Raw genomic sequence first — 22,539 nt, 5'->3', positions numbered from 1 at the left:
CTCCCTAGAGAATGCCGAGGTTGCGCTGCAACTCGTACGGAGTGACTTGGAGGCGGTAGTCCTGCCACTCGGCACGCTTGTTCCGCAGGAAATGCTCGAAGACCTGCTCGCCCAGGATCTGGGCCACGAGTTCGGACTCCTCCATCGCGCGGATGGCGTCATGCAGGCTGGCCGGCAACGGAGCGTGGCCCATGGCCTTGCGTTCGGCCGTCGTCAACGACCACACATCGTCCTCAGCGGCTGCGGGAAGATCGTAGCCCTCCTCGATGCCCTTGAGTCCCGCGCCAAGCAGCACGGCGTAGGCGAGGTACGGGTTGGTGGCGGAGTCGATGCCGCGGTATTCGATCCGCGCCGACTGGCCCTTGCCCGGCTTGTACAACGGAACACGTACCAGGGCAGAGCGGTTGTTGTGGCCCCAGCTCAGGTAGCTGGGCGCCTCGCCGCCGCCCCAGAGCCGCTTGTAGGAGTTCACGAACTGGTTGGTCACTGCCGTGAATTCCGGGGCGTGCTTCAGGATGCCGGCAATGAATTGCCGTGCCGTCTTGGAAAGCTGGAACTCGGTGCCCGCTTCGAAGAACGCGTTGGTATCGCCCTCGAAGAGCGAGAAGTGGGTGTGCATGCCCGAGCCCGGGTGGTCCGTGAAGGGCTTGGGCATGAAGGTCGCGTACGTTCCCTGCTGCAGGGCAACTTCCTTGATCACGGTGCGGAACGTCATGATGTTGTCCGCGGTTTGCAGGGCATCGGCGTAACGGAGGTCGATTTCGTTTTGGCCCGGGCCGCCCTCGTGATGGCTGAATTCCACGGAAATTCCCACGGACTCGAGCATCGTCACGGCGGTCCGGCGGAAGTCCTGGGCAACGCCGCCGGGAACGTGGTCGAAGTACCCGCCCTCGTCAACGGGTACCGGGGCGCCGTTGGCACCCAGTTCCTGGGACTTGAGGAGATAGAACTCGATCTCGGGATGCGTGTAGCAGGTGAAGCCCATGTCGGCTGCTTTGGCAAGGGTGCGCTTGAGGACGTTGCGAGGATCGGCTGCGGACGGTTCACCGTCGGGAGTCAGGATGTCGCAGAACATCCGGGAGGTCTGTTCCGTCTCTCCGCGCCAGGGCAGGATCTGGAACGTGGAGGGATCCGGCTGCAGCAGCATGTCCGACTCAAAGACACGGGCCAGGCCCTCAATCGCCGAACCGTCGAACCCCAGGCCTTCTTCGAAGGCACCTTCAACCTCGGCAGGTGCCAGCGCAACAGACTTCAGGGAACCAACGACGTCGGTGAACCACAAGCGTACGAAGCGCACGTCACGCTCTTCGATTGTCCGCAGAACGAACTCTTGCTGGCGGTCCATGGGGCCTCTTTCCGGTCGGTATCCACGCAGCGCCTTCCACAGGAAGGAGCCGCGGCGTTCAGCCTTCACTCTACTAAGCAATCAGTGCGAATGCCGATGCTGCAGCGCCGCGTAACACAGCGTTTACAAATGGTGACGCTTGGCACACTGCTGGCAGCCGCTGTCGGCACGGCTTAGGCTCTAAACATGGCCCCAAGCAACCATCCCGAGTCCAGCATGCCCGCCGAAGTTCCCGCACCCTATGGTTCGGGGCCTGCCGATGCCGCGCACCTGCCGCCCACGGGAAAGAAACCGGCAGCCAAAGTCCGCATCCACCACTTGCAGCAGGCCAAGGAAGAAGGTCGGCGCTTCGCTATGCTCACCGCGTATGAGCAATACAGCGCCGAGATCTTTGACCAGGCCGGAATCGAAGTCCTGCTGGTGGGCGATTCGGCGTCCAACAACGTCTTCGGCAACGAAACGAGCCTGCCCGTGACGGTTGATGAACTGTTGCCGTTGTGCAGGGCCGTCAGCCGCTCAGCCAAGCGTGCCCTGGTAGTGGCCGATCTGCCCTTCGGTAGCTACGAGGTCTCACCGGCCCAAGCGGTGGCATCAGGCGTCCGGTTCCTCAAGGAGGGCCTCGCCCACGCGGTCAAGATAGAAGGGAGCGCCTACTACGCCGAAACCGTCCGCGCGATGGTCCAGGCTGGCATCCCGGTGATGGCCCATATCGGATTCACGCCCCAGAGCGAGCACGCGTTGGGAGGGTACCGCGTCCAGGGCCGCGGCGACGACGCCCAGCGGCTGATCGATGATGCGGTGGCCCTGCAGGACGCAGGGGCCTTCAGCGTGCTGATGGAAATGGTCCCTGCCGAGACCGCGGCCGCTGTTGACGCCGCCCTCCGCGTACCGACCGTGGGCATCGGCGCAGGCAACAGGACTACGGGCCAGGTTCTGGTCTGGCAGGACATGGCCGGGCTGCGTGGCGGCAAGATGGCCAAATTCGTCAAGCAGTACGCGGACCTGCGGTCAACGCTCACGGAAGCAGCCGCCGCCTACGGAGAGGACGTCAGGTCCGGGCAATTCCCCGGGCCTGAGCACTCGTTCTAGTCGTCGTCCTGGGCGTCCCAGGCTTCGTTGCGTTCCCGGACCTTCTCCAAAGCGTGTTCGGCCTCTTCGCGCGTCTTGTACGGTCCGATCAACTGGGTCCAGTCGGACATCGCGTCCTCTTCGATCTGGTGCGTCTTGACGTTGTACCAGTACTCCGTCACGTTTCCTCCTCCATCTGCGGACCGGTGGCACGTAACGTTTGGCAGGCTTGGCCGACGACCCCGGCCTCTGTTACCTGCGCCTCTTGCGTGCCTTATATGATCAATCTATGCCTTCTCCCGCTTTGACCGCACCCATCGGCACGCTCACTCCCGGAACCGTCAGCCCCGAACTGCCCGTACCGGCGTCGATTCCGCGTCCCGAGTACGTCGGCAAGAAAGCACCGGCCAAATTCACGGGCTCCGAGGTCAAGTCCGCGGAAACCATCGAAAAAATCAGGGTTGCAGCCAGGATCGCGGCGCAGGCTATCGTCGAAGTGGGGAAACACATCAAGCCCGGCGTCACCACGGACCAGCTGGACCGGGTAGGGCATGAATTCCTCCTGGACCACAAGGCCTATCCCTCAACGCTGGGGTACCGCGGATTTCCCAAGTCATTGTGCTCCTCGCTGAATGAGGTGATCTGCCATGGGATCCCGGACTCCACAGAGGTCCAGGATGGCGACATCCTCAATATAGACATCACCGCATACATCGATGGCGTCCATGGGGACACCAATTACACTTTCCTGGTGGGCGACGTGGATGAAGAGTCCCGTCTCCTGGTTGAGCGTACGCAGGAGTCGCTCAACCGGGCCATCAAGGCCGTGGCTCCAGGCCGCGAAATCAACGTCATAGGCCGCGCCATCCAGTCGTACGCAAAGCGTTTCGGCTACGGCGTGGTGAGGGACTTCACGGGGCATGGAGTCGGCGAGGCATTCCACACGGGCCTCATCATCCCCCACTATGACGCAGCCCCCGCTTACAACACCGTGATCGAACCCGGCATGGTCTTCACCATTGAACCCATGCTGACCCTCGGCACCATCGAATGGGACATGTGGGCCGACGACTGGACAGTCGTCACCAAGGACCGCAAACGCACAGCCCAGTTCGAGCACACCCTGCTGGTCACAGAGACCGGCGCGGAAATCCTTACCCTTCCCTGAGAACTTCCGGAAGGTCCACGCAGCTTTCGTGGCTGCGGCATGTCCAACCCCCCTGCCATGATCGGAATTGAATTGTCCAAAAAGGATGAGAATACCTACAAGCACGCACCGCTGATCGGAATCGACATCGGTGGAACGGGAATCAAAGGCGGCATTGTCGACCTCAAGAAGGGCAAGCTGATCGGCGACCGGTTCCGCGTGCCGACCCCGCAGCCTGCTACGCCGGAGGCGGTCGCCGAGGTAGTTGCCGAAATCGTCGAAGAACTCTCCAAGCGTCCTGATGCTCCCGCCCCGGATTCGCCGGTGGGCGTGACCTTCCCCGGCATTATCCAGCACGGTGTGGTCCATTCCGCGGCTAACGTCGACAAGTCATGGCTCAACACCGACATCGACAAGCAGCTCACTGAGCGTCTGGGCCGCCCTGTGGAGGTCATCAATGACGCCGATGCTGCCGGTCTGGCGGAAGCCCGCTACGGGGCGGGCGAAGGAGTCGGCGGGACGGTCCTGGTCATCACGTTGGGCACGGGTATCGGATCGGCGTTCATCTTCAACGGCCAGTTGGTGCCGAACGCCGAGTTGGGCCACCTTGAGGTGGACGGCTTCGACGCCGAAACCAAGGCCTCAGCTGTTGCCCGGGAACGGGACGGGCTGAGCTGGGACGAATACGGAGTACTGCTTAACCGCTACCTCCAGCACGTGGAGTTCCTCTTCTCGCCCGAACTGTTCATCATCGGCGGTGGAATCTCCAAGCGGTCGGACGAATACTTCCCCCACCTGGACCTTCGCACGAGGATCGTCACGGCAAAGCTGAAGAATGACGCCGGCATCGTGGGTGCCGCACTGGAAGTCGCACTGCACCACAAGCTCGCCAAATAGTGCGGGTATGAAGATGGCGGCTGCGGCTTCCCCTCCGCAGCCGCCATCAAGCTTTTATAGCTGGCTCTTTTCCGCGCTCTTGGCATCCTTGAGGCCTGCGGCCTTGGCGTGCGCGCCGCCGTCGTGGCGCAGCAACGCGATGGCTGATTCGAAGTCTTCCAGCGACTCGAACGCCTGGTAGACACTGGCGAACCGCAGGTAGGCCACTTCATCGAGGTTGCGCAACGGGCCCAGAATGGCGAGTCCGACCTCGTGGGCATCAATTTCGGCTGCACCCGAGGAGCGGATGTTCTCTTCGACCTCCTGAGCGAGCATGGCGAGGTCGTCCTCCGTCACAGGGCGCCCCTGGCAAGCCTTGCGGACGCCGTTGATTACCTTGATGCGGCTGAACGGCTCCCCTACCCCTGAGCGTTTGATGACCGACAGGCTCGTGGTTTCCACAGTGGTGAAGCGACGGCCGCACTCGGGGCACTGGCGCCGACGACGTATGGACGAACCGTCATCGGCCATGCGGCTGTCAACGACGCGCGAATCAGGATTCCGGCAGAACGGACAGTACACGCTGGGCCTCCCTGATGGTTCCGGCTTGGCTGTTCCGGCAGAGCCGCCGGATAAAAAATGGTGCCGGAAGTTTCGCTTCCGGCACCATTTTACGGTTGCCCACAGGCTAATGACAAGCTTGTAATTACTATATGTAGTGGTGGCCGCCCGTATATGTAGTGGTCAGGCCCCTTCGGAGAACCGAATTTGCACCGCCTCCCCGTGCCCGGGAAGGTCCTCCGCGCCGGCCAGATTCACGATGTGCCCGCTGACCTGCTCAAGGGCCGCACGATCATAATTGATCACTTGGACTGCCCTGAGGAAGGTAGTGACGTTCAGTCCGGAGGAGAAGGCAGCCGTACCGCTGGTGGGAAGAACGTGGTTGGATCCTGCGCAGTAATCGCCCAGGCTGACCGGGCTGTAATCGCCCACGAAGATCGCGCCGGCGTTCCGGATCCGCCCCGCCACCGCCGGAGCATCGGCGGTCATGATTTCCAGGTGCTCAGCCGCATAGGCATTGCACACCGCGATCCCCTGTTCCAGGTCATCCACCAGGACAACACCGGACTGCGGGCCTGAAAGGGCCTCACGGACCCGGGCGCTGTGTTTGGTGGCCGCGGCCTGCCGGTTCAGTTCATCCACGACGGCGCCGGCCAGTTCCGCGGATTCGGTCACCAGGACCGATGCGGCCTTGGGGTCGTGTTCGGCTTGGCTGATCAGGTCGGCAGCTACCAGGGCGGGCTTGGCAGTGGCGTCTGCCAGGATCGCGATCTCGGTGGTGCCGGCTTCGGAGTCGATGCCAACGACGCCCTTGACCAGGCGTTTGGCCGTGGCCACGAAGATATTGCCCGGTCCTGTCACCACATCCACCGGTTCAATCGGCAGTTCGGTGCCGTCGCCCGGAACTCCGTAGGCGAAGGACACGATGGCCTGCGCGCCCCCGATGGCATAGACCTCGTCGATGCCGAGGAGCGCAGCAGCAGCAAGGATGGTGGGGTGCGGGAGTCCCCCGAAATCCTTCTGGGGCGGTGAAGCCAAAGCAATTGAATCAACCCCGGCCGCCACGGCGGGCACAACATTCATGATGACCGAGGACGCCAGGGGCGCGAGGCCGCCGGGCACATAAAGACCCACCCGCCCCACGGGAATCCAGTTCTGGCTCACCACGGCACCATCAGCCAGCTGCACATCGACATTTGCCGGCTTCTGCCGCTCGGCGAACTGCTTGGCGCGGGTGATGGATTCTTCCAGCGCAGCCCTCACGCCGGGATCCAGCTGCCGCAAGGCGTTGGCGATCTCTTCAGCCGGGACGCGCGGGTGGGACTGCTCAACGCCGTCGAACTTTGCTGCCAAGTCTGCCAGGGCGCCGAAGCCGCGGCTGCGGACATCGGCGATGATGTCCAGCACTTTCTGTTCTGCGTCTGCCATAGTCTGATGCTTGGCACGGGGCAAGGCGGACTTCAGCTCCGCCAGCGAAAGCCGTCGGCCGCGGAAATCGATGCTGCGGAAGTCCAAAGACGCGGTGACAGTTGCATTGGAATCAGAAGGAGAGCTCACCCGAGCTATTTTACGGGCTTCCGGGAAAGAACCCCGAACAGCGCCAGGGCGAACGTCACGAAGGCCGTGGCGGCCGGCCACAGCAAGAGCGCAGCATAGGATCGCAGCGTGAAGCCGTATTCCGGCCCCAATCCAGGCTCCGGCGCGGGACCCCACAGCAGCCCGGTCAGGAGCCCGACTCCCCACGCGGCCAAAGCGCCTGCTGCTCCTCCGCCCAAGGCGAATCCGAACCGCCTCCCGGCTCCCGGTCCGTCAAGCCTGCCGTCCAACGTCAGGCCGATGATGCAACCGGCCAGCACCATGAGGGCAGCCAGGGTCAGATCCCGCGGCAACCACGAGTCAGGGTTTGAAGGATTGGCCAGTTCGGGATTTCCGGACAGCACGTTTCCTCCTCCCGGGGCCAGCAACCACCACAGGAAACCGGCAATCACTCCGGCCGCCAATGGAGCGGCCACCCATGCGATGTCCTTGCGGAAACGGTCCGTGCGCACGGGCGGGGTGGACGGGCCGGTGTCCCGGGTTGCGGCAATGAGGGGCGGAGTGGGCTCGGTCATGGACTTCACATTAACAAACGTTCACCCCCGCTCAACACAAATGCGGATGGACGGCGCTGCCAGGCATACCCTGAAGGGAGAGACCCCGCTGACCCAGGAGACAGACCACCGTGGCAAATGCAGTACCCGGCTTCGAGCAGACCTTCAGGGAAATGTTCCGGCGCCATGCGGCCGGGGTGGCGATCATCACCGCCAACTTGAACGGAAAGCCGTTCGGCTTCACCGCGACGTCGGTGGCCTCCCTGTCAGCTGAGCCTCCGCGGTTCACTTTCAACATGGCCCGAAGCTCCAGCTCATGGCCCGCAGTGGCAAACGCCACCTACATCGGGGTCCACATGCTGGGTCTCGAGAACCAGGCCCTCGCCGATCGCTTTGCCCGTACCCGTGACCGCTTCGAGGGCGACCACTGGGAACCCGGCCCCTACGAGGTTCCCATTCTGAAGGACGTCACAGGCTGGCTCGTCGGAAAAATCCAGATGCGGCTGTCCTTCGAGAACAACGCAGTAGTAGTGGTGGAAGTGGTCGACGGACAGGTAGGCGAAGGCGGCACTCCCCTGCTCTACCACAGCGGCAGTTACAGCAAGCCTGCGCCTCTGGACTACGAGATTTAGCACTGGCCTGGGCTTTAGCGCTGTCCGGCGCTGCAGGACTCAATTGTCCAGGCAGGCCGGTCCCAGCAACACCTTGAGATCCCCGAACAACGACGGGCTGGGGTTCACCCTCATATGCACCGGTAAGCCCATGACTTCCACTTTGGTGTCACCCATCAGTTTGAGCCGCACCTCGGAATTGCCGCGGTGCGTGCGCAGGACGTCGCGCAGGTCCGTCACCACCGCCTCGGTTGCCTTGAACGTGGGAATCGTGATCACCACTGGACCATTGACGCTCTCACTGAGGTCCGGGACAGACAGTTCCATGCAATTGAGCGTCACCGCTCCGTCATCGCGGCGCTGCAGCCTGCCCTTGACCACAACGATCAAGTCCTCGGCCAGTACCGATGCGATCGGACCATAGACCTGTCCGAAGAACATGACTTCCATTGAACCGCCAAGGTCCTCGATCTCGGCGCGGGCGTAGGCGTTGCCGCTCGCTTTAGCGATACGGCGGCTCAAGGAGGTGATCATGCCCGCGATAGTGACGATCGCGCCGTCGTGCGGTCCGTCCTCGGCGATGATCGACGTGATGGACTGTTCCGCGTGCTGGCTGAGCACACCTTCGAGACCCTGCAGTGGGTGGTCTGAGACATAGAGCCCCAGCATGTCCCTCTCGAAGGAGAGCTTGTCCTTCTTTTCCCATTCCGGAAGGTCGGGAATTTCAGTGGTCAGCGAGGCTTCCGGCTCTTGGTCCTCGAACCCGGCGAAAAGATCGAACTGGCCGATCGCTTCATTGCGCTTCAAAGTAATGACGGAGTCGATGGCTTCTTCGTGGATCATCGCCAAGGCCCGGCGATGGTGGCCCAGAGAGTCGAACGCGCCGGCCTTGATCAGCGACTCAATCGTGCGCTTGTTGCACACGATGGCCGGAACCTTCATGAGGAAGTCCTTGAAGGAGGTGTAGGCCCCTTCCGTGGCACGGGCGGAAACCATCGCCTCGACGACGTTCACGCCGACGTTGCGGATGGCGCCCATGCCGAAGCGGATGTCATTCCCCACAGGGGTGAAGTTCAGCGACGACTCGTTGACGTCCGGCGGCAGCACGGTGATGCCCATGCGCCGGCACTCATTGAGGTAGATGGCTGATTTGTCCTTGTCATCACCCACCGAGGTGAGGAGGGCAGCCATGTACTCGGGGGCGTAGTGGGCCTTGAGGTAGGCAGTCCAATAGGAAATGACGCCATACGCGGCTGAGTGGGCCTTGTTGAAGGCGTAGTCGGAGAACGGCAGCAGGATGTCCCACAGCGTCTTGACCGCGTCCATGGAGTACCCGTTGTCCTGCATGCCCTGGGAGAAGCCTGCGAACTGCTTGTCCAGTTCCGATTTCTTCTTCTTACCCATGGCGCGGCGCAGGATGTCGGCTTGGCCCAACGAGTATCCCGCAAGTTTCTGCGCCACGGCCATGACCTGTTCCTGATACACAATCAGGCCGAAGGTTCCACCGAGGATATCTTCCAGCGGCTCGGCAAGTTCAGGGTGGATCGGAATAACTTCCTGAATCCCGTTTTTGCGCAGGGCATAGTCCGTGTGGGCGTTAGCACCCATCGGACCGGGACGGTATAGCGCCAGGACGGCGGAAATGTCTTCGAAGTTATCCGGCTTCATGAGCTTGAGCAGCGACCGCATGGGTCCGCCGTCGAGCTGGAAAACGCCCAGGGTGTCGCCGCGCGCCAGCAGCTCATAGGAAGCCGCGTCATCCAATGCCAGGTTTTCAAGGTCGAGGTCGACGCCCCGGTTCATCTTGATGTTCTCGAGGGCATCGGAAATGATCGTCAGGTTCCGCAGGCCCAGGAAGTCCATCTTGATCAGGCCGAGGCCTTCGGACGTGGGATAGTCGAACTGCGTGATGACCTGGCCGTCCTGGAAACGGCGCATGATCGGGATGACGTCGATGATCGGGTCCGAGGACATGATGACGCCCGCGGCGTGGACGCCCCACTGCCTCTTCAACCCTTCGATGCCCAGTGCAGTTTCGAAAACCTTGGCGGCTTCGGGGTCGGTGGCAATGAGCTGGCGGAAATCGCCGGCCTCGCTGTAGCGCTTGGCCTCGGGGTTCTGGATGTCTGCCAGCGGGATGTCCTTGGCCATGACGGCCGGCGGAAGTGCCTTGGTCAGCTGTTCACCCATGCTGAACGGGTAGCCAAGGACGCGCGAGGAGTCCTTCAACGCCTGCTTGGTCTTGATGGTGCCGTAAGTAACGATCATCGCTACACGCTCATCCCCGTACTTCCGGGTGACGTAATCGATGACTTCGGAGCGGCGGCGATCGTCGAAGTCGACGTCAAAGTCGGGCATGGAGACGCGGTCCGGGTTCAGGAACCGCTCAAAGATCAAGCCATGCTGCAGCGGATCGAGGTCGGTGATACGCATGGCATAGGCCACCATGGAGCCTGCGCCGGAACCACGGCCCGGGCCGACCCGGATGCCGTTGTTCTTGGCCCAGTTGATGAAGTCGGCCACCACCAGGAAGTAGCCCGGGAAGCCCATGGAGGTAATGACCTCGAGCTCGTAATCCGCCTGCTTCCGGACCTTGTCCGGCACGCCTTGGGGGTAGCGGTAGGCCAGTCCCTTGTCCACTTCCTTGACCAGCCAGGACGTCTCGTCCTCGCCCGGCGGGCAGGGGAACCGGGGCATGTAGTTCGCGTTGGTGTTGAACGAAACCTCGCAACGCTCAGCGATGAGGAGGGTGTTGTCGCAGGCCTCGGGATGGTCGCGGAAGAGTTCCCGCATCTCCTGGGGGGACTTGAGGTAGTAGCCGCTGCCGGAAAAAGCGAACCGCGAGCCGCCGTTGTCATACGTGGGTTCCAGGAGCGTGGAGCCGGACTGGATCGCCAGGAGTGCTTCGTGGGCCTTGGCGTCGTGCTCGTGCGTGTAGTGGAGGTCGTTGGTCGCCACGAGCGGGAGGTTCAGTTCCTTGGCCAGGCGCAGGAGGTCACCGGTAACGCGGCGTTCGATGTCCAGCCCGTGGTCCATCAGCTCGCAGAAATAGTTCTCGGCGCCAAAAATATCGCGGAATTCCGCAGCTGCTTCCAGGGCCTCCCTGTACTGGCCCAGCCGCAAACGGGTCTGGACTTCGCCGGAGGGGCACCCTGTGGTGGCGATCAAACCCTCCGAGTAGGTGTTGAGCAACTCCCGGTCGAGGCGGGGCCATTTGCCGAAGACCGAATCCAGCGAGGCGATGGAGGAGGCCCGGAACAGGTTGCGCATGCCCACGTTGTTGTAGCTCAACAACGTCATGTGCGTGTACGAACCACCACCGGAGACGTCATCCTTGCGCTGGCTCTCATCACCCCAACGTACGCGTTCCTTGTCACCGCGGGCGGTTCCGGGAGTCACATAGGCTTCAACGCCGATGATGGGTTTGATGCCCTTATCCGTGGCTTTCCGCCAGAAGTCGAAGGCACCGAAGAGATAACCGTGGTCCGTCGTGGCCAGTGCAGGCATGCCCAGGCGCTCTGTCTCGTCGAAGAGCTCGCCGAGGCGCGCAGCTCCATCCAGCATGGAGTACTCGGTGTGGGTGTGCAGATGGACGAACGAATCATTGCTGGAACTCACCCCGATAGTCTACCGTCCGGGTCGGACAGAACCCGGACGGCAGGCCGCGTCAACGACTACGCTTCTCCACTGGCCAGCAAATCAAGGGCGTACTGCAGGTCTGCCGGGTATTCGCTGGTGACCTCTACCCACTCCCCTGTGCGCGGGTGGTTGAACCCGAGCTGACGGGCGTGCAGCCACTGCCGGGTCAACCCAAGATCCGCTGCCAGGCGGGGGTCCGCGCCGTAGGTGAGATCTCCAGCACACGGGTGGCGCAATGCCGAGAAGTGCACACGGATCTGATGGGTGCGCCCTGTCTCCAGGTGGACCTCCACCAGCGTTGCCTTGCCAAACGCCTCAAGGACTTCGTAATGGGTCACCGAAGGGCGGCCGTCTTCGATCACGGCGAACCGCCAATCGTGGCCCGGGTGGCGTCCAATCGGGGCATCGATGGTTCCCTCCAGGGGATCCGGAAGGCCTTGGACCACGGCATGGTAGACCTTGTCCACCGTGCGCTCCTTGAAGGCCTTCTTCAAAACCGTGTAGGCATGCTCCGTCTTTGCCACCACCATCACTCCGGAGGTTCCGACGTCGAGCCTGTGGACTATGCCGGCACGTTCAGGCGCGCCGGAGGTCGAGATACGGTACCCGGCGCCCGCAAGGCCGCCCACAACCGTAGGACCCACCCAACCCGGCGACGGGTGTGCAGCCACGCCGACCGGCTTGTCGATGACGACGAAATCCTCGTCATCCAACAGGATCTTCAGGCCCTCCACAACTTCCTCCACCACTTCCAAGGGGTCCAGGCGCTCCGGAACCGTCACGCTCAAAACGGCGCCCGCAACGAGTTTCGCTGATTTGCCCAATACCGCTCCGCTGCTGGTCACATTTCCCTCGGCCAGCAACAGGGCCGCGGCAGACCTGGAGATATCCAGCAGCTTGGCAAGTCCGGCGTCGGCCCGCGCACCCGCCAAATCCTCGGGGACTACAACGGACTCACTCACCGGGTTGCCCCTCTGTTGATTCCTTCGGGTGCTTCGAAGCGGGGACGTGGCGCTTCCCGTCCATGCCGATGCCCCGCAACGTCAGCAGGCAGATGATGACAACGCCCGATACCACTGCGGAATCGGCAATATTGAAGATGGCGAAGTTCGGCAGCTGAATGAAATCCACCACGTGCCCCATGGCAAACGACGGTTCACGGAACAGCCTGTCCGTCAGGTTGCCCAGGGCACCGCCGAGCAAAAGGCCCAGGGACAACGCCCACCATGCTGAGCCAAGTTTCCGCAGTTGGAACAGGATCGCCACCGATACGGCGGCCATGACGATGGTGAAAATCCAGGTCACATTCTCACCAATGGAAAAAGCCGCGCCGGAGTTGCGGATGTAGTACCAGTGCAGCAACGGAGGAAGGACCGGAATCCTTTCACCCTCAACCATGGTGCTGGTCACCCAGAGTTTGGTCAGTTGGTCGAAGACGTAGGCAAATACCGCGAAACCCGCGAAGAGCCAGATCATGGCGGGACGCCACTTGCGTTGGGCAGTGCGGGCCGGCTGCGATGCGCCGTCGGTGAGGTCGTCGGTCATAAGGCTTTCATTCGTGAACCGTGATGGAGCGGGAGGGCTTTAACAGCAAAAGCCGGCGGCCGAGGAGTCCTCAGCCACCGGCTTTCAGAATACTTGCTAAACGTCAGCTGTTGCTTCGCCAACCTCAGGAGCGGCAACGGAGCCGCGGGCGTCGAGGTCGCGGAGCTGGCCTTCGATGTACGCCTTGAGGCGTGAACGGTAGTCACGCTCGAAGCCGCGGAGCTGCTCCACCTTGCGCTCGAGGACGGAGCGCTGCTGCTCGAGGGCCCCGAGGATCTTCCGGGACTTCTCCTGCGCGTCGTTGACCAGGCTCGAGGCCTCGATCTGCGCTTCCGCGATGATCTTTTCCTTCTGCTGTGCACCGTCAGCAACGTGCTTGTCGTGCATCTGCTGGGCCATGGCCAGCAGGCCTGCTGCGGACTCGGCGGACGGCGGCAAGGTGTTGCTTGCAGCAGGCGCCTTCGCGGCAGCTGCCTGCTCGGCTTCCTTCTTCTTGGCAGCTTCAGCAGCCTTGGCCTCGGCTTCTGCCTTGGCTTCAGCTTCCTTGTCCACCTTGACCGGCGCGGGGACCTTTTCGACCACAGGAGCAGCAGCAGTTGCCGCGGGCACGGCGGAACCGGCCTCGCCGAGCTTCTTGCGAAGTTCGTCATTCTCCTGGTTCAGACGGCGCAGTTCCACCACGATCTCGTCGAGGAAGTCATCCACCTCGTCCTGGTCGTAGCCTTCGCGGAACTTGGTCGGCTGAAAGCGCTTGTTGACAACGTCTTCTGGCGTCAAAGCCATCTGGTCACCTCGTTGGTCTAGTTAGTCAGTAGGCCTTCCGGCCGTCCAAAACTACGGTACCTAAATATCGTCTGGTTCCTCTAATTCAACACCATCGTGTTGATTTGGAGAATTTGCGGCTGCCCATCCGGAGCAGCACCGCAGGAAGCTATGCCAAGCCGCCAGTCACCGACATGCCTATGTAGACAGCGATGAAAAGGATTATGAAACCCAAATCCAGCGAAATGCCGCCCAGCCGCAGAGGCGGGATCAGCCTCCGCAAAGCCTTGAGGGGCGGATCGGTAAGCGAGTACACCACGTGGGCTGTTACCAACGCCACACCCCGGGGCCGCCACTGGCGGGCGAACATCTGCACCCATTCGTAGACCAACCTGATGATCAGAGCCACGAAGAACAGCAACAACACTATATAAATAAGGCCGAAAACAATGCCCACGAGTTAGCTCAGATCTCCCACTTGTTTCGGAATACCGATCGGTCCCTACTATTGCAACACAGATGCCAGGCGGGTCGGCCCGCCTGGCATCCGCAAAAGGGAAGTGCTCAGCTCTGGTTGAAGAAGCTGGCCTGCGATTCGCTGGCTTTTTTGTCGTCCCCGATGACCTCTACGTACGACGGCGACAGCAGGAAGACCTTGTTGGTCACGCGCTCAATGCTGCCGTGGAGGCCGAAGACCAGCCCGGCAGAAAAGTCCACGAGGCGTTTGGCATCAGCTTCGCCCATATCCGTGACGTTCATGATGACCGGAATACCGTCCCGGAAACTTTCGCCGATGAGCTTGGCGTCATTGTAGGACCGTGGGTGGACGGTAGTAATTTGCCTCAGGCCAGAGGCGTCTTCGCGGCTCGAGGCCGCACGCTTGATGGGGGTCACGGGTGCGCGGTATTCCTCTTCGGCGTCAACAGTGGGCATTTCACGGACAACTTCCCGGACGGGTGCAGGAGCGCGCCGCTCTTCCCGTTCCTGCGACTGGGGGCGTTCTTCTTCGTGGGGCGCGACAGCCTGCTCAGATTCGTAGTGTTCATCGCCGTCGGCGAGCCCAAGATAGATCATTGTCTTGCGCAGAGCGCCAGCCATGGTGCACTCCTATCGTTTCTGCAGTAGGCGGGCCGCCATGACTTGACGTGTTGGAACCCCGGCCCGTCATTCCAATACTTTGACGCTACCCCACGGCCGGACGTGAACCGAGAATATCGGAGCCGATTCTCAGGTGTGTCGCCCCGAACTTAATCGCTGCTTCAAGGTCCTGGCTCATTCCTGCGGAAATCGCGGTTGCTCCGGGGTGCACCAACCTGAGTGCCTCCGAGATCCCTGCCAGTTTTTCGAAGGCCGACCCGGGATCGCCGCCCAGTGGAGCAACCGCCATGAGGCCGGCCAGCCGCAAGCCGGCCTGCCCCTCGATCCGGTCCGCAAGGCTCATCACATCGGCCGGGCGGGCTCCGCCACGGTGGTCACCGGCGTCGTCTTCCAAGCTCACCTGAATGAAGCAGTCTAGCCCCGCACGCCCGGAGGTATCCATGTGGCGGGCCACGGCTTTGCCAAGGGCATCCACCAACTGGATCCGGTCAACCGACTGCACCGACGATGCGTACTTGACCACGGACTTTGCCTTATTGCTCTGGAGCTGCCCGATGAAGTGCCAGCGGACCCGCGGATCGCCAACCTCGGCCGCCTTCGCGGCAGCCTCTTGGTCGCGGTTCTCGCCGACGTCCCGCACACCGAGGGCAGCCAGCCTGACGACATCTGCCGCAGGGTGGAACTTGGTGACAACGATCAAGTTCGGCTTGCTTGAACGACCCGCAGCCGTGGTTGCGTCGGCTATGCGCCGGTCCACTTCCGCCAAGCGGGCCGCGAGCTGGGCGGAACGGGGGTCCGCAGGGTCCGCCGGAACGCCGTGCTCCTGGTTAGTCATGGGTCCACACCAATCCTGCGAATCGACCGGTCCCCGGATCGCGCCGGTAGGAAAACAGTCCCTCGTCCTCCAGCGTGCATCCGCCCGAATACTCCACCTGCACACCGCCATCCGCGAGTTGCGAGCGGACGCCGGCTGGAAGATCCAGCGCCGGGCTCCCCCACGAGGTCTCCGATGCCGTGGCCGGCACGACGGCGGCAACGCCCGCCCGCATCTCGGCGGGCACCTCATAGCAGCGCCCGCAGATCGACGGGCCAAGCCACGCGCTGATGGTGAGCGCCCCGAGCCTGCGCATCCCAGCCACCGTAGCGGGAACGACTCCCGATGCCACACCGGGACGTCCGGCATGCGCCACCGCAAGAACGGGCTGCCCTGCCGCGGTCTCGCCAACCAGGACAATGGGAACGCAGTCGGCCACCATGACAGCGAGGGGCTGCGCCGATCCCGCGCCCGAGGTCGAGGTCGAGGTCGAGACCATGGCATCCGCCGTCGGCCCGGGCCCGTAACGGGAGATGACGGCAACGTCGTTGCCATGCACCTGGTTCATGTACTGGAACCGGGCATCCCCCAAACCAACGGTGGATTCGACGTCTCGGCGCCGTTCATCCACCTGCCGGGGGTCGTCCCCGACGTGCAGCGCCAGATTACCTGCGCGCATGTCAGTGAACGCTACGGAGATGCCTGGCCGCACTTCACTGCGCCATGAAAACACCGGCTACTGGGTCCTCCGCCTCGGCTTACTTCAGGAAATCAGGAACGTCGAGGTCGTCCGAACGGTTACCCGAAAGGTCCGGCTCCACGACGGCCGGCAGGTCAACGTCGAAACCCGAATCGGCCGGCAGGGCAGCGGGACGCTGCTGGCCCCAGTTGCTCAGCCCGGCTGCACCGATTCCTGCCGTGGCGTGCTGCGGTGCAGGTGCGCTGGCGGGGGCGGATGCGGGTGCCGCGGGACGCTCGGCCGGGACCGGGTTCTGGGCCGGACGTGACTGGTCCATGGACGGCGAGGTGGCCTTGACGTCGTCGAAGCCGGCAGCGATCACGGTGACGCGGGCTTCGTCGCCCAGGGCGTCATCGATCACGGCACCGAAGATGATGTTGGCTTCGGGGTGGGCGACTTCCTGGACCAGGCGGGCGGCCTCGTTGATCTCGAACAGGCCGAGGTCCGAACCGCCCTGGATGGACAGGAGGACGCCGTGTGCACCGTCGATGGATGCCTCCAGCAGCGGCGACGCAATGGCGAGCTCTGCGGCTTTGACGGCGCGGTCTTCGCCACGGGCGGAGCCGATGCCCATCAGTGCCGAGCCCGCACCCTGCATGACCGACTTGACGTCGGCGAAGTCGAGGTTGATCAAGCCGGGGGTGGTAATCAGGTCGGTGATTCCCTGGACACCGGAGAGAAGCACCTGGTCAGCGGAACGGAAGGCGTCAAGGACAGAGACGTTGCGATCGCTGATGGACAGCAGCCGGTCGTTGGGAATGACGATCAGTGTGTCGACTTCGTCGCGCAGGGCGTCGATTCCGGCTTCAGCCGAACCTGCACGGCGACGGCCTTCGAACGTGAAGGGGCGGGTGACGACACCGATGGTCAGGGCGCCAAGCGAGCGGGCGATGCGTGCAACGACGGGCGCACCGCCTGTACCGGTACCACCACCCTCACCGGCGGTGACGAACACCATGTCGGCGCCGCGGAGCACTTCCTCGATCTCATCGGCATGGTCTTCGGCGGCCTGCTTGCCTACCTCGGGGTTGGCGCCGGCGCCGAGTCCCCTGGTGAGCTCACGTCCGACGTCGAGCTTGACGTCGGCATCGCTCATGAGCAGCGCCTGCGCGTCAGTGTTGATGGCAATGAACTCGACTCCGCGGAGGCCGACTTCAATCATCCGGTTGACTGCGTTCACGCCACCGCCGCCGATGCCGACGACCTTGATGACGGCCAAGTAATTCTGCGGTGCTGCCACGTTTCGTGCCCCTTGCTTGTGTCCTATTGCGAAACCGATCGAGTCCAACTTGAATCCTTGGACCTTAACCCTCTAGTTGAAGGTTATAGTTATGTCAAGTAACTCTACTGCGACGGTATTTCCTCTGGTTCCCTCATGCAATGACCGCTTGCGCGTGTCGCCTGAATGAGTTTCAACCGCGGCCCCGTCAGCGGCAGGTTACTTATGAAACAGCTATTTGGTGAATGGATGCCGTGGAACGCTCACGTCGTAGACGTTCACGGGAACCTTCGGATCAGCGGGCATTTTCAGCAACGCCTCAAGTGCTTTCGCCTTCAGTTCCCGGTCCTCGGCATTGCCCCACACTACCGTCTTTCCGTCCACCAATTTTAGCTCCACCGCGTCCGGCGAAGCAGCCGAGGCAGCGGACATTCTTGCCAGGACATCAGCCGGCAACGTGTCCAGCACGGCAGCGATGGCCTTGAAGAGCTGCGTGTTGCCCGCGCCGGCTCCCGCATCGATGAGCGGCAGAGCTACCGCCGACTGATCCGCGGTGGCTCCGAGCTGCACACCATCGACGTCCACCATGACAAAAGAATCGGCCTGCTTAAGCAGGGCTACCGGCACGCGCTCCTCCACGTGGACCAGGAGTTCCGACGGCGGACGGGCCTCGATGGTGGCCGACCGCACCTGCACGAGGGGCTTGAGCAGGTCATTGACGTCCTGCTCCGTCACTTGGGGAAGCGGCTTGCCCTCCATAGGCGCTAAGGCCTCCTGCACCGCATCCACGGTGAGCAGCTTGGTCCCGTCAACGGTGATGGCCCGTACCGCAAGGGCGGGCGAAAAAACGGCGCCCGCAATAATGGCCGCCACCACGGCAGTGGTCACCGCCGCCGTCCAAAGGATGTAGCGGCGGGTCCTGTGACGCTTCGGCTCCGGAAAAGCAATGACGTTGTCGTCGGGAGCGGACTGCCCGGCCGGGGGTCGCCCCGTTTTGGGCTTCCTGGCTGCTGCTGCCTTTGCAGCAGCAAGCTTGGAACCGGCCCCTTTCCTGCCAGGAACTTGCCCGGGTTCCACAATCCGCTCTGCGCTGATGACATCGCCCGGTGCCGCATTGCTCCGCGGGTCCGGGTCGGTTGAAGGCCGCGCGGCGCCCTTCGCAGTGTCATTCGCAGGCTTGAATGTCGGCTTCCGGGTGCTAGCCATCCAGCTGCTCCACGATCAACGGCCCGTAAGCGGTGACATCTCCGGCCCCTACAGTCAGGACAACGTCGCCCTCCCCGGCAACACCGGCAACTGCGGCCACTGCTTCCTCCTGGCTCACCAGGCGCCCCTTGGAGAGCTTGTCAGCGATCAGGGCGCTGGTAACCCCGGGGATGGGATCCTCCCGCGCCGGGTAGATATCCAGGACCAGGGCGGTGTCCGCAAGATCGAGTGCCTCGGCAAACTCAGCTGCGAATTCGCACGTCCTGGAGAAAAGGTGCGGCTGGAACAGGACATGGACTTTGTTCTGCCCTGCCACGGACCTGGCCGCTGAGAGCGCAGCCCTGACCTCCGTGGGATGGTGGGCGTAATCGTCATAGACCCGCACTCCCCTGGCCTGGCCCTTGAGTTCGAAACGCCGGGAGGCGCCGGTGAAATGGCCCAGGGCTGCAGCGGCCACCTCCGGATCAACGCCCAGTTCAAGAGCCACGCCGAAGGCAGCGGCCGCGTTCAACGCGTTGTGCCGGCCCGGCACCTGCAGGTCCAGGCCATGATTGGCCCCGTTCACGGTGACCGAAACGCGTCCGGGACCGTCGTCGGAGAGCCGGATGTCGGCGTCGTCGGCTGTTCCATACGTCAGCACCCTCGTGGTTCCCTTCGCGGCGGTGCGCCCGGCAAGCGCGCGCGCACCGGCGTCGTCGGCACACGCCAAAAGGACGCCGTCCGCGGGGAGGAGCGCGGCAAAACTGTCGAAGGAGGCAAAAACGGCTTCGGCCGTCCCGTAATGGTCCAGGTGGTCGGCCTCGACGTTGGTCACCACCGCGATCAACGGACGGTAGTTCAGGAACGACCCATCGGACTCATCAGCTTCCGCCACGAAGATGTCCGAGGACCCGTTCGCTGCATTCACACCGAGCGCAGGGACGTTCGCCCCAATGGCGAACGTGGGATCAAGGCCCGCCTCCTTGAGCAGCACGGCAACCATGGAGGTGGTGGTCGACTTGCCGTGGGTGCCTGCCACGGTGACCACCCGGTGACCGGCCATGGTCGCAGCCAAAGCCTGGGAACGGTGCAGTACGGGAAGGCCTTGTGCACGCGCGGCGGCGAGCTCAGGATTGTCTTCCCTGATGGCCGATCCCGCGACGACGGTCTGGGCGTCCCCCAGGTTCGAGGCGTCATATCCGACGCTGATTCCAGCCCCTGCCTTGGCAAGGTCATGCATCACCGGCAGGTCCTTGGCATCGCTTCCGCTGACAGGGACACCCCGCGAGACCATGATGCGGGCGACGGCTGACATGCCAACGCCGCCAATGCCAATGAAATGCACGCGGCCCAAGGACTGAAGGGACCCGGGCGATTCGAGGGACACAGGAGTGTGGGTCATGCGGATACCGCTTCCAGGACAAGATCAGCCATCCGCTGATCGGCGTTTCGGATACCAAGGCTTCCAGCTGCCCGTGCCATGGCGTTGAGGCGCTGCGGATTGGACAGGAGCGGAATGAGCTCGCTCTCCAGCCACTGCGGAGTCAGGTCCTTGTCCGCAATGAGCAACGCACCCCCAGCCTTGACCAAGGCTGCGGCGTTCAAGGCCTGCTCCCCGTTGCCGATCGGCAAGGGAACAAACACCGCGGGCACGCCTACTGCTGCAATCTCGCTGACCGTGGCAGCTCCGGCCCGGGCGAGGAGCACGTCGGCGGCGGCATAGACGGTCTCCATGCCGTCGACGTACTCCACCTGGCGGTAGCCGTCTCCGGCGAGGAGCCCGCCGTCGTCATCCATGACAGCCTTGCCCACGCCGGTGATGTGCAGCGTCTGGATCCCCGCAGCGGCGAGGGCAGGCAGCGCCGCAGCAACGGAGCGGTTGATGCTGGCAGCGCCGGAGGATCCCCCGGTCACAATCAACGCGGGGCGGTCCGGGTCCAGGCCAAGGGCAGTCTTGGCGGCGTGCGCCGCGGACGTCCGGTCCAGACTGGAAATGGCTTTGCGCATGGGCATGCCAACGTGGCGGGCACCGGGTAACCTGGTTCCCTCGAAGGCGACGGCGACGTGCCTGCTGAACCGGGCGCCCACACGGTTGGCCAGCCCGGCTTTCAGGTTCGCCTCATGGATCACGATGGGGATCCGGCGCTTGCGGGCGGCGAGGTACATGGGCGTGCAGACGTACCCGCCCACGCCTACCAGCACATCTGCTGCGGCATCATCGAGGATACGCCCGGCCTGTTTGACGGCTGCCGAGAGCCGTCCGGGCAACCGCACCAGGTCCATGGAGGGACGTCGAGGGAAAGGCACCCGGTCGATGGTGGCCAGTTCATAGCCGGCCGCCGGTATCAGCCTGGTTTCCATGCCCCACGGCGTGCCGACGGCCAGGATGGCGGCGTCGGGACGCTGTGAGCGGATCGCGTCGGCGATCGCGAGCAGCGGGCTGATATGGCCTGCCGTACCGCCGCCTGCCAGGACAACTGACAACGGCGTGATGGCTTGGTGTGAATCTGCAGTCATGAAGTGCGGGTACGCTTTCGTGCGGCTTTGGGAGATCGACCGGGAATGAATCCGGGGCGTTGCTGCGGGGGCAGTTGTCCCCGGGCCAGAGACAACACTACGCCGACGCCGCACAGTGACATCACCAGGGCTGAACCGCCATAGGAGATGAAGGGCAGCGGGACGCCGATCACGGGCAGAAGCTGGGTGACAACACCCATATTCATGCTGGCCTGGCCGAGCAACCACACCATGATGCCGCCGGCCAGCGTGCGCTGGAACGGATCCGTTTGGCGGACCACAACCCGGAAAATGGCAATACCGAGGATTGCGAACAGGACCAACACCACAAGGGTGCCAACCAAGCCCAGCTCCTCGCCGATGATGGCGAAGATGAAGTCATTGTGTGCTTCCGGCAGCCAGTTGTATTTCTGCCGGCTTTGCCCGAGCCCCAAACCCGTCCAACTCCCCTGCGCCAGGCCGTACATGCCGTTGGTTGACTGGAAGTCGAAGTCGAACTGTTCGGTGCAGGTGGCCGAAGGATTACCGAGCCACGACGTGATCCGGCAAATCCGGTTGGCGCTGCTGAGGGTTCCCGCTGTTGCCCCGGCGGCGCCGATGAGGCCGACGATGGCCAGCATGCGGGCCGGAACACCGGCAAAATACAATGCAGCCACCATGATCGCCGCAATCACAATGACCGTTCCGAGGTCGTTGCCGAGCATGACCAGCACAATGACGAGGCCCGCTCCCGGGATGACGGGGATAATCACATGCCACCAGCTGGTGAGGTACTTTTCCTTCCGCGCGAGCACGGCAGCGATCCACACGCACAAGGCCAGCTTCGCGATCTCGGAGGGCTGGATGGTGATGCCGCCTATGTCCACCCAGTTCCGGTTGCCGTTGACGCTGTTGCCGATGACCTGCACCAGTACCAGCAGGACAACGACGATGCCAAAGCCCCACCAGGACAGCCGTTTCATCCAGTTCACGTTTGTCCGCGAGATGACGTACATGGCGATGAGGCCCATGACGCCGAAAGCTGCCTGCTTGAGGGCGTCCGCATACGGTGACTTGCCCTCGGAGATCGCTTCGACGCTCGAGGCCGACAGCACCATCATGACGCCGATGGCTGTCAGCGCCATGGCACACCCGAGGATGAGGTAGTAGGTGGAACTGTTGGGCGCCTTGCTGCGGCCTTCCAGCGCTTCCCAAAACTTCCTCACGTGTCCGCGAAGCCGGACCGGCTGCTTGGCCTTGGTCCGCTGGACGCTGGTCCGCTGGGAACCGGAGTCACCGGCGTCGGGCTCTTTGCCGCGGCTACGCGTGGGCGTGCTGACCATT

At 63.1% G+C, this 22,539-nt stretch carries 22 protein-coding genes; 4 read left to right on the top strand and 18 right to left on the bottom strand.

Annotated features, from left to right (window positions below):
- Positions 1-4 precede the first annotated feature (4 nt).
- Positions 5-1,345, bottom strand: a complete 1,341-nt coding sequence (gene glnA / locus RI444_RS07945) for a type I glutamate--ammonia ligase (RefSeq protein ID WP_021473345.1) — start codon at positions 1,343-1,345, stop codon at positions 5-7.
- Between the two features lie 186 nt (positions 1,346-1,531).
- Between glnA and panB the strand changes: the two genes are divergently transcribed.
- Positions 1,532-2,434 (top strand): 3-methyl-2-oxobutanoate hydroxymethyltransferase, encoded by a 903-nt coding sequence (gene panB, locus RI444_RS07940; protein ID WP_179014910.1) that lies wholly within the window; start codon positions 1,532-1,534, stop codon positions 2,432-2,434.
- Here the strand turns inward: panB and RI444_RS07935 are convergent.
- The gene (locus RI444_RS07935) at positions 2,431-2,595 is read right to left on the bottom strand and encodes a hypothetical protein (RefSeq protein WP_021473347.1); all 165 of its coding nucleotides are present in this window, start codon (positions 2,593-2,595) and stop codon (positions 2,431-2,433) included. The two genes, panB and RI444_RS07935, sit on opposite strands and share 4 nt — an antisense overlap.
- Before the next feature lie 107 nt (positions 2,596-2,702).
- Here RI444_RS07935 and map point away from each other — a divergent pair, with 107 nt between their 5' ends.
- The gene (gene map / locus RI444_RS07930; RefSeq protein ID WP_021473348.1) at positions 2,703-3,581 is read left to right on the top strand and encodes a type I methionyl aminopeptidase; all 879 of its coding nucleotides are present in this window, start codon (positions 2,703-2,705) and stop codon (positions 3,579-3,581) included.
- Positions 3,582-3,653: 72 nt separating this feature from the next.
- Positions 3,654-4,457 (top strand): polyphosphate--glucose phosphotransferase, encoded by an 804-nt coding sequence (gene ppgK, locus RI444_RS07925; RefSeq protein ID WP_031216804.1) that lies wholly within the window; start codon positions 3,654-3,656, stop codon positions 4,455-4,457.
- 54 nt (positions 4,458-4,511) lie between these two features.
- Here the strand turns inward: ppgK and nrdR are convergent, their stop codons facing one another.
- From nrdR to RI444_RS07910, 3 genes are all read right to left on the bottom strand, one after another.
- On the bottom strand, positions 4,512-5,018 hold the full coding sequence (gene nrdR, locus RI444_RS07920; RefSeq protein WP_031216805.1) for a transcriptional regulator NrdR: 507 nt from the start codon (positions 5,016-5,018) through the stop codon (positions 4,512-4,514).
- A 162-nt stretch (positions 5,019-5,180) separates the two neighbouring features.
- Positions 5,181-6,554, bottom strand: coding sequence for a histidinol dehydrogenase (gene hisD / locus RI444_RS07915; protein ID WP_207604859.1), 1,374 nt, complete (start codon positions 6,552-6,554; stop codon positions 5,181-5,183).
- A 5-nt stretch (positions 6,555-6,559) separates the two neighbouring features.
- Positions 6,560-7,108: a hypothetical protein gene (locus RI444_RS07910; RefSeq protein WP_242703104.1), complete on the bottom strand. Its 549-nt coding sequence runs from the start codon at positions 7,106-7,108 to the stop codon at positions 6,560-6,562.
- A 152-nt stretch (positions 7,109-7,260) separates the two neighbouring features.
- Here RI444_RS07910 and RI444_RS07905 point away from each other — a divergent pair, with 152 nt between their 5' ends.
- Positions 7,261-7,719, top strand: coding sequence for a flavin reductase family protein (locus RI444_RS07905; protein ID WP_207605929.1), 459 nt, complete (start codon positions 7,261-7,263; stop codon positions 7,717-7,719).
- A 39-nt stretch (positions 7,720-7,758) separates the two neighbouring features.
- On the opposite strand, the gene dnaE is transcribed toward RI444_RS07905, so the two are convergent.
- From dnaE to ftsW, 13 genes are all read right to left on the bottom strand, one after another.
- Positions 7,759-11,316 (bottom strand): DNA polymerase III subunit alpha, encoded by a 3,558-nt coding sequence (gene dnaE, locus RI444_RS07900; RefSeq protein WP_062096138.1) that lies wholly within the window; start codon positions 11,314-11,316, stop codon positions 7,759-7,761.
- A 56-nt stretch (positions 11,317-11,372) separates the two neighbouring features.
- Complete coding sequence (locus RI444_RS07895) at positions 11,373-12,299, bottom strand: RluA family pseudouridine synthase (RefSeq protein WP_207604860.1); 927 nt, start codon at positions 12,297-12,299, stop codon at positions 11,373-11,375.
- Complete coding sequence (gene lspA / locus RI444_RS07890) at positions 12,292-12,882, bottom strand: signal peptidase II (RefSeq protein WP_021473356.1); 591 nt, start codon at positions 12,880-12,882, stop codon at positions 12,292-12,294. The genes RI444_RS07895 and lspA overlap by 8 nt, the downstream gene beginning before the upstream one ends.
- Before the next feature lie 96 nt (positions 12,883-12,978).
- Positions 12,979-13,665 (bottom strand): DivIVA domain-containing protein, encoded by a 687-nt coding sequence (locus RI444_RS07885; protein ID WP_021473357.1) that lies wholly within the window; start codon positions 13,663-13,665, stop codon positions 12,979-12,981.
- A 148-nt stretch (positions 13,666-13,813) separates the two neighbouring features.
- A complete protein-coding gene (locus RI444_RS07880) occupies positions 13,814-14,101 on the bottom strand; it encodes a YggT family protein (protein WP_021473358.1) in 288 nt (95 codons plus the stop codon).
- Between the two features lie 107 nt (positions 14,102-14,208).
- Positions 14,209-14,742 (bottom strand): cell division protein SepF, encoded by a 534-nt coding sequence (locus RI444_RS07875; protein WP_021473359.1) that lies wholly within the window; start codon positions 14,740-14,742, stop codon positions 14,209-14,211.
- Positions 14,743-14,827: 85 nt separating this feature from the next.
- Positions 14,828-15,577 (bottom strand): YggS family pyridoxal phosphate-dependent enzyme, encoded by a 750-nt coding sequence (locus tag RI444_RS07870; RefSeq protein WP_021473360.1) that lies wholly within the window; start codon positions 15,575-15,577, stop codon positions 14,828-14,830.
- Entirely contained in the window at positions 15,570-16,289 is a 720-nt protein-coding gene (locus RI444_RS07865; protein WP_207604861.1) for a polyphenol oxidase family protein, read from the bottom strand. Before RI444_RS07865 ends, RI444_RS07870 begins: the two co-directional genes overlap by 8 nt.
- Positions 16,290-16,314: 25 nt before the next feature.
- Positions 16,315-17,535 carry a cell division protein FtsZ gene (ftsZ, locus tag RI444_RS07860; protein ID WP_031216808.1) on the bottom strand — a complete coding sequence of 407 codons (1,221 nt, stop codon included), beginning with the start codon at positions 17,533-17,535 and terminating at the stop codon, positions 16,315-16,317.
- Positions 17,536-17,748: 213 nt separating this feature from the next.
- The gene (locus tag RI444_RS07855; RefSeq protein WP_207604862.1) at positions 17,749-18,720 is read right to left on the bottom strand and encodes an FtsQ-type POTRA domain-containing protein; all 972 of its coding nucleotides are present in this window, start codon (positions 18,718-18,720) and stop codon (positions 17,749-17,751) included.
- Positions 18,713-20,101 carry a UDP-N-acetylmuramate--L-alanine ligase gene (murC, locus tag RI444_RS07850; RefSeq protein ID WP_207604863.1) on the bottom strand — a complete coding sequence of 463 codons (1,389 nt, stop codon included), beginning with the start codon at positions 20,099-20,101 and terminating at the stop codon, positions 18,713-18,715. Before murC ends, RI444_RS07855 begins: the two co-directional genes overlap by 8 nt.
- Complete coding sequence (gene murG, locus RI444_RS07845) at positions 20,098-21,216, bottom strand: undecaprenyldiphospho-muramoylpentapeptide beta-N-acetylglucosaminyltransferase (protein WP_207604864.1); 1,119 nt, start codon at positions 21,214-21,216, stop codon at positions 20,098-20,100. The genes murC and murG overlap by 4 nt, the downstream gene beginning before the upstream one ends.
- The gene (gene ftsW / locus RI444_RS07840; protein WP_021473366.1) at positions 21,213-22,538 is read right to left on the bottom strand and encodes a putative lipid II flippase FtsW; all 1,326 of its coding nucleotides are present in this window, start codon (positions 22,536-22,538) and stop codon (positions 21,213-21,215) included. The genes murG and ftsW overlap by 4 nt, the downstream gene beginning before the upstream one ends.
- Position 22,539: the final 1 nt, after the last annotated feature.

It is taken from the genome of Paenarthrobacter sp. AT5, assembly GCF_032764245.1.
Classification (GTDB): Bacteria; Actinomycetota; Actinomycetes; order Actinomycetales; family Micrococcaceae; genus Arthrobacter; species Arthrobacter ureafaciens.
Note: the sequence above shows the minus strand (reverse complement) of the source record. Positions and strands in the feature narration are given on the sequence as shown.